A 12216-nucleotide genomic window follows, 5' to 3' on the forward strand; every position below is an offset into this window, starting at 1 on the left:
GACCCTGATCTTTCGATATCGCGTCTCAGGACGCTTTGACCGACCCCAAGATCTCGCCGTTCTTCTCGCAGTACTCGTGAGCCTGCTTGATCAGATCAGCGACAAAGGGTTCGAGTAGCACGGCGACCTTGACGCCCTGAGCCTCGGCGAACTTCGTCAACGCCTTGTGATCGAGGTCGCTGACCCGCTTGGCCACCATCTTGTCGCGGGCCCGTGTCTCGTTGTGTCGCCAGTTTCTCCGACGACGCGGCGTCGTAGCAGTGTCGGGCATGTCCGACATGTGCACACTCCGTTCAATATCGCGATATCGTGTGGCGAACCCACTCTGAACAGGTATTACACGATCTCTATAACAGGATATCAGTAACATAGATCCTGTAACAGGAATCCTGTAATAGCATGTCAGGCGTGTCGCTGTACGCCCGCTCCGAGAGAGTTCAGGAACTCTCCCGGGTAGTGTTCGGCCAGAAACACAGGCTCGCCGTCATGGCCGCGATCGCGCAGAGCGATGGCCTGGTCAATCCCAGTGACCTCGCCGTGGAGCTCGGATTCGCCGCACAAAGCGCGATCCAGCAGCCACTCAAAGACCTCACCGCTGCCGGCCTAATCACCCGTCAGGACGGCATGGGCCGCGTCTACTACCGGCGAAACCCGCACAAACTCTGGGACGCGGCGATTGAATTGCTCGGCCAAGCACTCGCCGCCGACATGGGCTCGGAAACCGTCGAACACTGACACGGCGTGCCGCGCCAACCCCGATCAGCGCAATCCGCGGGCCTCTAAACAACCGGTCCGACATGGCTCGCACAGGCATCGAGCCCGCCGGTCCTCGACATTTGCTGGTGGCCGCTGGGTTCACCGAGCTTTGGCGTCCTTCTTCCCCGGGAGGAACGCGTTGAGGACCGGGGCAATCCACGTCGACCGCGTATCGAAACCCAAGGTCTTTCCGATTTGATCGATGACCGCCTCCTGCTCCGGTGTAGGGCTGAACGAGATCTGCGTACTCCCACCGCCCAGGTAACGCACGGCGGACGGGTCAGCCGGGAACAAGTCGTTCACCGGAGCCGTGCTGTATCGCGACTCCTCGATGATCTGGGCAAGTTTGTCGGACTTGTGCATCGCACTGATTGCCTCCAACACCACCTGCAAATTCGTCGCCTTGTTGTCGTGCCGGTACTTCTCGAACCGTTTCTTGACCCCGGCCGTTACGTATACAGCCGAGGCCGGCTTGGTCCGCGTCCGAGGTCGACCCGGCTTGCGCGTGGTCGGCGTGGGCGACACCGATCGAACTGGTGCAACGATCGCCGGCGCCACCTGCGCCCCCGGCAGCGAATCAGGCTCGGATGCAGGCTCGCCGGGCTCCGGCCCAGCTTCGGATGCCGAAGCATCGTCGAGAAGCCCGGACAACCCAGCCCCGCGCTCAGGTAAGACCACGAGGTCTCCAAGATCTTCGGTCGGCAGCTCCTGGCGAGTCAGCTTGTTGTTCACGGCCACATCCCCTTCTCGATCATCTGCGCGCGAATCTGCGAACCGCGCGTGAGAATTTCCTTTGTCAGTTTTGCGAAGTCCTCAGCAACCGGACGCGTGGTGGTGCTGACCACTGCGGTGTTCTCGGCTGTCCCCTTCTTCAAGTCCCAGTGCTTCGGGTTGTTGGCGATCTCTTTCTCCAACTCGTGCGCCAGGCGGCCATACTTAGGCACCTGTTGCCCTACCGCCTCACTGTGCCGAATGAACGACTTCAACATGACATCGTCCGCCATCTGGCCAAGGTCACGTGACACGTTCTCCCTCGTCTCCCTGCGGATCGCCTTGGCGTTGGTGCCCGAAGCGAACACGAAGCAGCCCAGCAGGATCAAGTACGGATTGTGCTCACGCATGGCACGCAGGTCCCCGGCCAACTCGCGCAGACCCGTGCGTGACAGATCGTCGGTCTTCATAGGAACGCAGACAAAACGGGTCGCGCACAGCGCGAGTTGGAGCAGTAACTGGCTCTCAGGTGGAGAGTCGATAATGATCAACTGGTACTGATCACTGATCTGTTGCAGAGCCAACGCAAGCGACATCAAAACTTGCTTAGCGGTCTGCGGATGTCCCATCTCGGCAGCTAGTACCGGCGTAATCCGCCGAACAAACGGCCCTCCTGGGATCACATCAAGATTGGGCCGCACGTCGCGAACAGGAGTCAGCGCCGCGCCAGCTGTGATCGCACTGAACAAGTTGCGGCCCTGATCATTGCCCTCGGTAGCGGCGAAGCCAAGCACGTTCGCCACGTTGCCCTGCCCATTGAGGTCAACTAGAAGTGTTCGCGCTCCGTCGGAGGCAACAAGCGCCGCAGCGTGAGTAGAACACGTTGTCTTCCCGACGCCTCCCTTCCCATTTCCGAACAAGTACACCTTGCCCAAACGCCGCCAATCGACCGCGGGTTCTACGCGGCCAGGTTCATTCCAAGCGGCTACGCTGCTAGTCATGCGGACGCCTCATTCTGCGAGTATCGGGGGTGCTGCGCGCCTACTGAACGGCACCGTAGAAGGTGCCAGGCAGCACACGCGCTCATGGTGCACAAAGTCTAAGGCGCACGATGCGACATCCCAGCCCTTGTGGACCGCGCTTCGACGCACGACGCCGGCCCAGGCTGCCAATCAATGCCCAGCCGTGGTCTCAGCTGAGGTCTCCCGCAGCAAACGCGACGTCGGCCCGCGTGGTACATCTGATGTCTACGCCAGCGCACCCACGCATCGAAGCCTGAGCAAGCGGAACGCTGCGGATGCACGCCGGTCATTCCACCCCGATTTACGCCCGCAGATCGGCATCCGCGCCCACCCGCAGCCGTGTACGGAGTGCGCGGCGTCGCGTTACCCGGAGGCGCACCTTCGCAGAAAGTCCACGTCACACCGCGTCTGCTATCTGTTCGCAGGCTCTGCGGCTTACCGGACCCAATACCTGACTCAATACCTGGCCATATATGGAGGACCAGGTATTGGACGGTACGTTGCCCACCGCCGCGTACATCGGTTCGGTGCCGATCGATTCATGCGTATGCAGGCACCTTGCGGGTGGAGTTGTGGTCGACCACAGCTATCACGCGTCATGCTGCGTGGTGAATGCGATTGGCGACACAAGGCCGGATACGGTGCCATGAAATATTCATTTCCGCATACGGCGTGTCGCGTGCGTCGACGTTCTTGGTGCCGTCCGTCGCAGTGGGTTGTGGGCTACGGCGCTCGCAATACGGGTTCGCGTCATGAGCCGGGGTTGTCACGTAGGTCGATGCATGCCTGGGCGCGAGCGGTATACCCAATGTGTGCCCCAGCAGGCGATACGGTTCGACCGGATGTTGCGCGCAGGGCGTTGCCATTAACGGAGTCACGAGTACGGGTCCATGTGGCGTGAGAAATTCGTCTACGAACGCGGTTGCTTGTCTTTCGACAAACTGGGCGCGACACAGATGTGTCTAGCCCAGGGCCAGCCTCATACCGAATTCTGGTGAGTGCGGTCGCAGCGGTATAACGAACCGTGCGACGCGACACGAGACATGGGATGTGGCGCGGAATGGTGAGCACCGCCGCAGGCCTAATGGGACGCATTAGCTATTGCCGTTGTATTGATGGCTGGTGGAGCGGGGGAGTGGTTCGGCGTGAGAAGTGCCCCGAAAGTTCCCCCACCAGGCCCCTTTGCCGGGAGTGGGCACGCCTCGGGACTGCCGAAACACGAAAACGCGTCCTGGTTTCGCCGTAGCGGCCTCGATGACCCGTCCACGCACCTGACCATCGCCCATTGCGCTGTTCGAGCCTGTGCGTCGCGACCAGGCTGATTTAGCAGGTCACAGACCGGCGCACGTCGTCAAGACCGTCGCCACAGGGCGAGATTCTGATCCGTTACACAGAACGATCAAGGCTTGCGCGATGTTGACCTATATGTATGCGTGTCATGCATGTAATATCTGGGGGCACCAGGGGAGACGTCCCTGCTGAGCAGCGCACCCGAGGAGGCGATCATCGCGGCCGTTGAGCCCGGCGAGGAGTCCCACGGGCATCCCGACCTGAAACGCTTGTCCCAGCAGATGCAAGTGCGTCTGCAGGAACTCGGGTTCAGTCTGCTCGCTGCCTCTAAGTTGGGAATCCTATCCCGCTCAACGCTGACTAGTCTGCGTGACGCTGATCGTGTCCCCAACTTGCAAACCTTGGACAAGCTCGACGATCTGCTGGTCTGGGAACCGGGATCTTCGCGGGCCGTCCTGGACGGGGGCACTGCGGTACCCCGCGAGCAGGGGGTGTATCGCCACCTGCCCAAGGCCCAGCCCGACGAGGCCGAAAGCGCCGGCGACTCTGGTGCCACGCTGGAGACTTTGTTCGATCCCAATGAAGACCCCAAGGACTGGGATTACGAGGGGCTGGTGTCGGCCATCGAGCGCCGGCTGCGGGAACTGAACATGACCAAGTCCAAGTTCGCGGCCATCGGTGGACCGGGGCGTTCGACCCTGGCGACACTGGGCCGGCGCGGCTACGTGCCCACCGCGGACACTTTGGATCGCATCGACCGCTTCCTGATGTGGGAACGCGGTTCGGCCCTCACGGTGCTGCGCGGGGGATCGCCGGTGCGTATCGGCGCGGCCGTGGCGCATCCGGCATTGGTGCCGCTCAACGCCGTCCGTGACGGGCTCAAGGCCGTCAAGATCAGACTCAACCGCCAGGCCCAGAGCGTGGCGCAACTGCAATCCGACGTTGACGAGGCATTGAGCCGTGTCAACGTCGCGATCGCAGAGGTAGGGGACCCAGCTCGCCGCCAGGCACTGGCCCCAGTTTCGGGCAGCCCGACCGAGGGCGATGCCGCAGGTAAGGGAGAAATCCATGACTAGCGGTTTCGCGGTAGGGGAGCGCCTGCTATGCCCGACAACAAAGAGCAGCCGGATCTGTTCAGCGTCCAGACATCGGAGAATGATGGCCGTGAGCCAATGGATGCGCGAGGCGGTGGAGACCGCCTACCGTCAACTCGGACTGCCGACGCGATGGACACCAGAGCAGACCGAGACGTTCCTCAACCTCGTGACCGAACGCCTCGACGAGAAGGCCACGCACCTGTCGATGGACCTGGCCGAGGACGCGATCGTGCGGTGGCGGGGGAGTCATCACAACGCCGAACCCGATCACGAAACGACGGTGGGCCTGCACCAGAGCGCGTTGCAGAACGCCCGAGAAGCGATCGTGCGGCAGGAACTCTACGCACTGATTCCGCAGCCGGCCGAGGACGAGGAACCAGCCAGCACACCGCCGCGGCCCGAGGTCAACTGGGAGGACCGCTGGAGGGACGTGCGGTACCGGGCCGAACCCAACGAAGCAATCGAGGATCTGGCCAGGACCCTGTGGCCTCAGCGCTCACCGATGTTCCGGGTCAAGGCCGCCTACCTTCTCGCGACACGGGCCGAGGAAGGCCGCCCCGTGCCGACCAGCCCGCAACACCACCTGGTGCCCCGCCTCACACCACAGGTGGAGGAAGAACTCCGAGCCGACGGGTACCCACCCGAGTAAACGGCAAGAAGAAGGGCCGCCAGCGCAACGAACTCGAAGACCCGCAGCTGGCCCTGTTCGCCGAGGACGCCTTCGACCTCCCCACCGACCCGCGGGTCATCGATCCCGGCGGTGCGCCGCTACCCGCGCTGCAACGGCCCGGCCGCGAGGACACCCCACCGGCCGAGCAAGCCGAGCCCCCGCCGGCCACCGAGCCAGCACCGCACACCCCGCCCGCGGCCGCCGCGCCCCAACCAAGCGCGGCGGCCACGGCCGCACCAACCATTGCCCCCGCCCCAGCCGTTGAGGCCACTGGCGAGGTCGGCCAACCCCCCGCGGCACCTGCCGTCGAGCACCCCGCGACCGCTGAACCCGAACACCTATCCGCAGCGCCGCCGGTCGCCGTCGATTTCCGGCCGGGCACCGACATTCGCGTGCCCTCGGGGGCTAAAGCCCGACTCCTGGCCAACATCGCCGTCATCGACACCGTGGCTCGTCTGCAACAAGAGGCCCGCCCCGCGACCACCGCCGAGCAGGAAACCCTGGCCACCTGGTCGGGGTGGGGAGCGGTTGCCGATGTCTTCGACACCCGCAAGGACACCTACCAGTCCGAACGCGAATACCTCCAGGAAGCCCTCGGCCCGCGCGATTATCGGGCAGCTTCGGCCAGCACTCTCAACGCCCACTACACCGACCCGGCCATCGCCGAACGCATGTGGAAAGCCCTGCAACACGCGGGATTCCAAGACGGACGGGTGTTAGAGCCAGGCTGCGGCGCCGGCACCTTCATCGGACTGGCGCCCCAGAGCGCCCAGATGGTCGGGGTCGAGAAAGACCCGATCAGCGCCGCCGTGGCGGCCTACCTGTATCCGTCGGCGCAGGTCCGCTCCGAAGGATTCGAAACCACCAACGTTCCCAATGGCAGCTTCGCAGCCGTCATCGGCAACGTCCCGTTCGGCGACTTCGCACTGCGGGACCCGGCCTACAACCCGAAGCGGTTGTCTATCCATAACCACTTCATCGTCAAATCCCTGGACCTGACTGCCCCCGGCGGCTACGTCGTGGTGCTCACCAGCCGCTTCACCCTCGACAACGTCGATTCGAAGGCTCGCAACGAAATCGCCGCCCGCGCCGACCTTCTCGGTGCCGTCCGATTGCCCACCAGCGCATTCCGCCGAGTCGCCGGCACCGAGGTCGTCACCGACATCCTCGTGCTGCGCCGCCGTGAAGCCAGCCGCGAGATCGAGGCCGGAACAGACACCTGGTTGCAGGTCGCGGACATGGACCTGCTCGGCGACGATGGTCAGTGGACCTCACTGCCGGTCAACACCTACTTCCATCAGCATCCCGAGCACATGCTCGGCACGCCGATGATCGGCCACGGCATCCACGGCAGCACCACCTTGCAGGTCCGCACGCTCGACCCTTCGGCGGTGCCCAACCAGGTCGCCCAGGCCCTGCGCGGCATCATCGACACCGCCGTCGAGCAAGGCCGCGGGCTGACCGCCCGAGCCGAAACCCTCACCGAGGTCAGCGAAGTCAGCTTCGACCCCGGATTGTTGACCAAGGCCACCGCCGGCCAACCACCGGCCTACGGCACGCTGCGATTCAACACCGAAGCTGACCGCTTCGAATCCTGGAACCGCGACGCCTGGGTCGAATCCAAGGTCTACGCCAGCCGCAAAGACGAAACCATCAAACTGCTGGCGCTGCGCGATGCCGCCAACGCGGTGGTCGCCTCCCAGCGCAACGGCTTGCCGCCGGAGGAACGCGAGCAACTGCGCGGCCAACTCAACCGGCTCTACGACGCCTACGTGAAACGCCACGGCCCGATCCAGCGGTTCAAATGGAGCACGCCGGGGGAGATCACCCAGGCCAAACACGACGACAAGCTCGCCAAGAAGATCGAAGCGTGGCGCAAAAAGAACCCCGAGGCCACCCGCGTCCCCGAGGAACTCATCGAGCAGTGGGACCAAGAAGCCTGGGAAACCCCCAACCCCTACAAACTGCGGCCCCACATCGTCACCGCCCTGCGCAACGACCCGTCTTGGACCACCGTGCTGGCCCTGGAGTCCTACGACGAGCAGACCAAGGACGTCCGCAAGGCACCGATCTTCTCCGTCGACCTGCTCGGCCCGCCCACCGTCCGTGACCGCGCCGAGACCGCCGAGGAAGCCCTGGCCATCAGCCTCGACCAACACGGCGGGGTAGACCTCAACCACATCGCCACCCTGCTGGGCTCCGACACCGACACCGCCCGCGAACACCTCCGCGGCCTGGTATTCCCCTCCCTGCGCGACCCCGAGGTGCTGATCCCGGCCACCACCGCCTTGTCGGGCAACGTCCGAAAGCAACTCCGCGAGGCCACCCAGGCCGCACAAACCGATCCGCGCTACCACGAATACGTCGAGGCACTGCAGAAGGTGCAGCCGGTCGATCGCCAACCCAGCCAGATCACCGCCCGTCCCGGATCACCGTGGATCGAGGCCCGCTACGTCGCACAGTTCGCCCAGGAAACCTTCAAACCTTCCGAGCATAAGATTCCCCGCATCAAGGTCGATCACATCCACGGCGTCTGGACCATCGACTGTCCCGCCTACGACCGCAGCCACGCGAGCATGTTTGAAACCTGGGGCACCCGCTACGACAACCGTGACGCTATCGACCTGCTCGAAATGCTGTGCAACAACAAAGAAATCGTTGTCAAATACACTGCCGAAGAAGCCGAGCTCACCGGACGAACCGGTGTCAACCGCGACGCCACCGTCGCCGCCCAGGCCAAAGCCGCCAAGATCACCGAGGCGTTCCAGCAGTGGGTCTTCGCCGACGACACCCGCCGCGACGAACTCGTCGCCGTCTACAACGAGCGCTTCAACAGTCTGCGCGCACCCAAGTACAGCGGCGCAGCATTGACGCTGCCCGGCCTGTCCCACAACTTCGAACCCCACCCCTACCAACGCGACGCCGTGGCACGGATCATCGCAGAACCCAATGTGCTGCTCGACCACGTCGTCGGCGCCGGAAAATCCGGAACCATGTTCATGGCCGCGATGGAACTCCGGCGACTGGGCCTGGCCCGCCAGCCCTGGATCGTCGTGCCCAACCACATCATCGAGCAGGTCGGGAAAGAGGCCAAGTGGTGGTATCCCAGCGCTGAAATCCTGCTCGGTGCACCAGGAACCGACGCCGAAGGCCGCCGCCGATTCGTCGCGCAGTCCGCGACGTCCGACTGGGACATGGTCATCGCCCCGCAATCGCTGTTCGAAGCAATCCCGGTCGGGCCCGAGGCCCAGCGCGACTACATCGAACGGGAATGCGAGATCCTGCGCGAGGCACTCAACGGGATCACCGACGACACCACCCCCGCCAGCGTCAAACGTCTCGAAAAAGCCTTGCAGCGATACGAAACCAAACTCCAAGACCTCACCGACCAAGCCAGAAAAGACACCGGCTTGCGTTTCGAGAACACCGGCTGCGACTACCTTTTCATCGACGAAGCCCACATGTTCAAAAACCGCACCCGGCTCTCGGCGGTCAAGGAACTCGCCTGCCCCGACGGGTCCAAACGCGCTGACGACCTCGCCATGAAGATGGACATGCTGCGCCAGCGCCGCCGCGAGGACGCAATTGCCGCCGGCCGCCAGCCCACCCCCACCGACGAACGCGTCGCCACCTTCGCCACCGGCACCCCGGTTGCCAACAGCCTCGGCGAAATGTACGTCATGCAACGCTATCTGCGCCCCGACCTGCTCGATGACGCCGGAGTGTTCCACCTCAACGACTGGGGAGCGGCATTCACCTCCACCGTCAACACCGTCGAGGTCAACGCCACCGGCACCCAACTCAGACCAGTCACCCGCGTCGGCAAATTCTGCAACCTGCAAGAACTGCTGCGCCTGTCCTCAGTGTTCACCGACGTCATCACCCGCGACCAAGTACTCGACCAAGCCCAGGTCAGCCTGCCCGAGCTCACCGACGGCAAACGCACCATCGTCCAAATCCCTGCCGATCAAGAACTCAAAGACTTCATCACCGACCTCGGCTACCGGGCCAGCAACATCGACCCCAAGAACATGGCCCGCGACAACATCCTCAAGATCAGCAACGACGGCCGCGAAGCCAGCCTCGACCCCCGCATGGTCAACCTCCCCGCCCCAGCGCACTCACGCACCGCAGCCGTAGCCGAGCAAATCATGGCCGTACACAACGCCAACGCTGACCGCATCTACAAAGACCCCCAGCACGGCCACGACATGCCCAACCCCGGCGCACTGCAAATCGTGTTCTGCGACCGAGGAACACCCACGAAAAAGGCCGGCAAACCCAAAGACAGCTTCACCATCTACACCGCCATCCGAGACGAACTCATCGACCGCGGAATGCCCGCCGAGAAGATCCGCTTCATCCACGACGCGGAAAAACCCGAAGACCGACTGCGACTGTTCGATGAATGCAACCGCGGCCTGGTCTCGGTCCTGTTCGGCTCCACCGAAAAGATGGGCACCGGCACCAACGTTCAAACCCGCGCCGTCGCCCTACACCACGTCGATGTTCCCTGGCGACCGGCCGATCTGGAACAACGCGAAGGCCGCATCATCCGGCAAGGCAACCAAAACAGCGAGGTCAGCATCTTCAACTACGTCGTTGAAGGCTCCTACGACACCGTGATGTGGCAAAAGATCGAAGCCAAATCACTGTTCATCGAACAGGTCAAACGCGACGACATCGCCGTGGACGAAGTCGAAGACATCGGTGGGGGAGACATGAGCGTGGCCGCCGCCGAAACCAAAGCCATCGCCACCGGCGACCCACGCTACGTGCGACAAGTCCAACTCCAAGACGAAATCGAACACCTCGCGGCCCTGGAACGCTCCCACCACGAAACCCTCGCCAGCCGCGACCGAGAAATCACCACCAACCAACGCCAACTCGGCATCGTCGCCGCCGACATCGAAGCCCTGGCGCCGGTGGCCGACGCTGTCGCCGCCCGCGACCCCGAGGCCAAACCCACCATCGTCGTCGAAGGACGAACCCACAAGGAACGCAAAGACTCAGCCGAAGCGTTCGCCACCGTCTGCCGCAACACCTACCACGCCATGAAGAACGCCCCCGGCTACGAAACACGGCCGTTGAACGTCGCGATCGACGGCATCGCTCTGATCGCCCGCCGCGACCACATCAACTCCAAACTATGGATCAAAGCCGACGTCCCCTCAGCCGAAATCGACGTCACCGTAATGGATCTGCACGGCACCGTAAGCACCCTCGATGACAGCGGCAGCGCCAAAGCCCGAGGACTTCTCACCCGCGTAGAAAACCTCTACAAAGACCTGCCGGCCCACCACCAACGACTGCAACGCCACCACGACCAGCTCACCGCCGAGATCGAAGACCTCCAAGACACCACCGTCGAGGACTTCGACCGCGGCGACGAACTCGCCGCCAAACGCGAGCAACTGTCCACCTTGACCACCCTGCTGCGCCTAGAAGCCGAATCCGAAGAAGCCAAAGCCAAAGCCGCCGAAGCGCAACACCGCATGCACGCCGCCGGCCGACAACCCGGCTGGTCACTACACCTCAACCCAACCCCATTCCTCCTCGAGGAATCCGGCTTCGACACCCCCGAGCAATACCGGTTCGCCCAAAAGATCGCCGAACGAGCCCGCGCCGCCGACTACCTCGCCAGCCAGGAACACAGCGACACCGACGCCCACCGCGACAACGACGAAGGACTGGTCCGGTGAACACCGCGCCGCGCCGCAGCCCCGACCCGTGGTGGCGCTACGCCCAAGACTGCGCCACCGCACTCAACCAGGGCATCGAACCACCCGTGATCCCCACCCACGGCCCCCTTCTCAAAGCCAACGAAGTCACCCGCCTCAGCGCCCCGGCCTACTACAGCCGCCTCGCCAGCGGTGACGGCAACTACGACCGCGCCAACGCCCCCTTCTTCGTCAACCCCATCCTCATGGGCGGCGCCATGGCCACCCAAGGCGCGATCAACCGCCACCGACGCCGCCACGCCGACCGCGACGCCCACCCCACCTGGCGCAACCATCGCGAAGTCGCCGTCCTCACCACCAACCTGCGCCTCATGTGCAGCCGCCCCGACGGCGGCTACGTGTCCTTCTGGTACCAAGACCTCACCGAGTTCTACCCCGACCCCGACACCCGAACCCTCACCATGGCCTTCGACGAAGACCACACCGCACCACTTCGACTCAACGGCCCCGCAGTACCCGGCATCAGCCTCTGGGCAACCCACGCCCTCTACGGCCCCGCCTGGCGCGAACACCCCAAACTCGCCGCCCTCATCCGGACCGACCAAACCCACACCCAGTCGCACCCCGAACGAACCCAAGCCCCCCCCGACACGGGCCTCACCGACGAACAACAACGCTGGTGGGCCCAACACCAGCACCGGGCACACAATGCCCGCAGCGCCGATGGACCAGACCTGAACTTGTAGGGATGAGCTCAACGATTAGCCGGGCGCACGGGAAGTAGACCATTGCGCAGACTCCGGGGGAACACCGAATACGACTCCAGCCCATGCGATTTCGCGAACGTCAGCACCGCCAGCAGCCCACCCTCGACCCCGGCCAATGAGACAGCGCAGCCTCACCAGGATTCAAGCCGATGAAACGTTGTTCAATCAGGTCGGTCCGGCTGCGCGTTTCCGTCGGCCGGGTGTGCCAATGTTGTGCGGTGA

At 63.8% G+C, this 12216-nt stretch carries 8 protein-coding genes; 5 read left to right on the forward strand and 3 right to left on the reverse strand.

Annotated features, from left to right (window positions below; translation table 11 throughout):
- Positions 1 to 25: 25 nt before the first annotated feature.
- Positions 26 to 280, reverse strand: a complete 255-nt coding sequence (locus KXD98_RS27930; protein WP_236439825.1) for a hypothetical protein — start codon at positions 278 to 280, stop codon at positions 26 to 28.
- Between the two features lie 119 nt (positions 281 to 399).
- On the opposite strand from KXD98_RS27930, the gene KXD98_RS27935 reads away from it, so the two are divergent.
- Positions 400 to 735 (forward strand): helix-turn-helix transcriptional regulator, encoded by a 336-nt coding sequence (locus KXD98_RS27935; RefSeq protein WP_236439823.1) that lies wholly within the window; start codon positions 400 to 402, stop codon positions 733 to 735.
- A 120-nt stretch (positions 736 to 855) separates the two neighbouring features.
- Here KXD98_RS27935 and KXD98_RS27940 read toward each other — a convergent pair whose 3' ends face one another.
- Both KXD98_RS27940 and KXD98_RS27945 read right to left on the reverse strand, forming a co-directional pair.
- On the reverse strand, positions 856 to 1488 hold the full coding sequence (locus tag KXD98_RS27940; RefSeq protein WP_236439821.1) for a hypothetical protein: 633 nt from the start codon (positions 1486 to 1488) through the stop codon (positions 856 to 858).
- The gene (locus KXD98_RS27945; protein WP_236439819.1) at positions 1485 to 2468 is read right to left on the reverse strand and encodes a ParA family protein; all 984 of its coding nucleotides are present in this window, start codon (positions 2466 to 2468) and stop codon (positions 1485 to 1487) included. Before KXD98_RS27945 ends, KXD98_RS27940 begins: the two co-directional genes overlap by 4 nt.
- A gap of 1712 nt (positions 2469 to 4180) precedes the next feature.
- Here KXD98_RS27945 and KXD98_RS27950 point away from each other — a divergent pair.
- From KXD98_RS27950 to KXD98_RS27965, 4 genes are all read left to right on the forward strand, one after another.
- A complete protein-coding gene (locus KXD98_RS27950) occupies positions 4181 to 4855 on the forward strand; it encodes a hypothetical protein (RefSeq protein ID WP_235848176.1) in 675 nt (224 codons plus the stop codon).
- Between the two features lie 82 nt (positions 4856 to 4937).
- Complete coding sequence (locus KXD98_RS27955) at positions 4938 to 5525, forward strand: hypothetical protein (protein ID WP_236439895.1); 588 nt, start codon at positions 4938 to 4940, stop codon at positions 5523 to 5525.
- A 467-nt stretch (positions 5526 to 5992) separates the two neighbouring features.
- Positions 5993 to 11248, forward strand: coding sequence for a helicase-related protein (locus KXD98_RS27960; protein WP_396883483.1), 5256 nt, complete (start codon positions 5993 to 5995; stop codon positions 11246 to 11248).
- Positions 11245 to 11973 (forward strand): hypothetical protein, encoded by a 729-nt coding sequence (locus KXD98_RS27965; RefSeq protein WP_212757736.1) that lies wholly within the window; start codon positions 11245 to 11247, stop codon positions 11971 to 11973. Before KXD98_RS27960 ends, KXD98_RS27965 begins: the two co-directional genes overlap by 4 nt.
- Positions 11974 to 12216 lie beyond the last annotated feature (243 nt).

This window comes from Mycobacterium sp. SMC-4, assembly GCF_025263265.1.
Lineage (GTDB): Bacteria > Actinomycetota > Actinomycetes > Mycobacteriales > Mycobacteriaceae > Mycobacterium.

What these genes read in the sequence shown, in the direction of transcription:
- KXD98_RS27945 (WP_236439819.1), bottom strand. Translation starts at nt 2,468, where the DNA reads ATGACTAGCAGCGTAGCCGCTTGGAATGAACCTGGCCGCGTAGAACCC.
- KXD98_RS27955 (WP_236439895.1), top strand. Translation starts at nt 4,938, where the DNA reads ATGGCCGTGAGCCAATGGATGCGCGAGGCGGTGGAGACCGCCTACCGT.
- KXD98_RS27930 (WP_236439825.1), bottom strand. Translation starts at nt 280, where the DNA reads ATGTCGGACATGCCCGACACTGCTACGACGCCGCGTCGTCGGAGAAAC.
- KXD98_RS27935 (WP_236439823.1), top strand. Translation starts at nt 400, where the DNA reads ATGTCAGGCGTGTCGCTGTACGCCCGCTCCGAGAGAGTTCAGGAACTC.